This is a genomic window from Arthrobacter sp. ZGTC412, from assembly GCF_002929215.1.
Lineage (GTDB): Bacteria > Actinomycetota > Actinomycetes > Actinomycetales > Micrococcaceae > Arthrobacter.
Window position 1 is genome coordinate 1 of sequence record NZ_PJII01000089.1, and the last position, 519, is coordinate 519.

Consider the following 519-nt stretch of genomic DNA (forward strand, 5'->3'; position numbering starts at 1 on the left):
TTCCGTCGCAGTAATGGCGTTTTCCGCGTATGCAGAACCATTGATTCGCCCCCCCTTTTCCTCCCAGCAGCGCCCAGCTGACTCGCCGGGCCACCAAGCTGGCCGGCACGGCAAGTCGTCATGCCGTAGCAGCCCGCTAGACTGGCTTCGTCTCCATGAAAACAAGAAGAACGAATGAGTAGCACCGACGGCATAGCACTGGATACCTGGCGCGCCAGCGCTCGCGAGTTCGATTTTGGCGGCAATCGCATCCGCTACTGGACGGCTGGCGAAGGTGAGCCGCTGCTGCTGATCCATGGATTTCCCACTGCCAGCTGGGACTGGCACAAGGTCTGGCAGCCACTTGCGGCGCGCTATCGGCTGATTGCCTGCGACATGCTCGGCTTCGGCTATTCGGCCAAGCCGCGCGGGCACGCTTACAGCCTGATCGAGCAGGCCGATCTGCAGCAGGCACTACTGGCGGAGCTGGGTATCGACGGCGCGATGCATGTGCTGGCGCATGACTATGGCGACAGCGTC

At 62.2% G+C, this 519-nt stretch carries 1 protein-coding gene; it reads left to right on the plus strand.

Features of this window, described 5'->3' with window-relative positions; genetic code table 11:
• Nucleotides 1-174: 174 nt before the first annotated feature.
• Nucleotides 175-519, plus strand: a 345-nt coding sequence (locus CXQ88_RS21490) for an alpha/beta fold hydrolase (protein WP_146069279.1), incomplete at its 3' end; no start/stop codon positions are given.